Origin of the sequence: Neisseria sp. P0019.S003, from assembly GCF_051957115.1 — a bacterium.
In the GTDB taxonomy this organism is placed as follows: domain Bacteria; phylum Pseudomonadota; class Gammaproteobacteria; order Burkholderiales; family Neisseriaceae; genus Neisseria; species Neisseria flavescens_D.
Genome location: NZ_JBQCWT010000030.1, coordinates 1 through 626, shown reverse-complemented (window position 1 = coordinate 626; position 626 = coordinate 1). Strand labels below are relative to the sequence as shown.

Sequence of the window (626 nt, the reverse complement as noted above, 5' to 3'; positions counted from 1 at the left end):
CCACTATACAAAAGCCAACCGCCCCAATTCACAACAATATTGACTTATATTGAATTTCTCCCGCCGATACACCCGTACAATCAAACTTATTGCCGTCTCCAGTATTTTTCAGACGACCCTCAAGACATTTCCGTCTTTTGAAATCTTTCTCAAAGCTTTTCTTTTCAAGGAGTCATCATGCAACAATACACCCTAGATCCCAAAGCCTTGCTCGGCGGCGTTATCCATAGCGATATTGACCAAGAAATCGTTCAACTCTCCCTGCAAAAGGATAATGAAATCCCCGATTATCAAGCCGATGCCATTATTCTCCTGCTGGTACTCAACGGCAGCGCCAAAATCATCACCCAAACCGAAACCCTCTACACGCAAGGACTTCAAGTCGTCCGCCTTGAGCCCAACGAAACCCACGGCATACGTGCCCTAGAAGACCACACCAATATACTGATCATCAAGCAGCTTACTTACGCTTCCGGCCTGAATAAAAAACTGCGTTTCGGCAAATGTTGCCTATAAAGGAAAGAGGTCGTCTAAAAACCAAGGAAAATGGTTTTCAGACGACCTTTTCAACATTCAATCTAATTGCTGTTCAAAAAGAACGATAAATCAAAGTTTCAACACAAGAC

At 43.5% G+C, this 626-nt stretch carries 1 protein-coding gene; it reads left to right on the top strand.

What is annotated here, in order from left to right; translation table 11 throughout:
• The first annotated feature begins 177 nt into the window (after positions 1–177).
• The gene (locus ACTHTS_RS10915) at positions 178–516 is read left to right on the top strand and encodes a hypothetical protein (RefSeq protein WP_440370043.1); all 339 of its coding nucleotides are present in this window, start codon (positions 178–180) and stop codon (positions 514–516) included.
• The last annotated feature ends 110 nt before the right edge of the window (positions 517–626 follow it).

Bases quoted from the DNA above. Each gene is read 5' to 3' on its own strand.
- ACTHTS_RS10915 (WP_440370043.1), top strand. From the start codon at position 178: ATGCAACAATACACCCTAGATCCCAAAGCCTTGCTCGGCGGCGTTATC.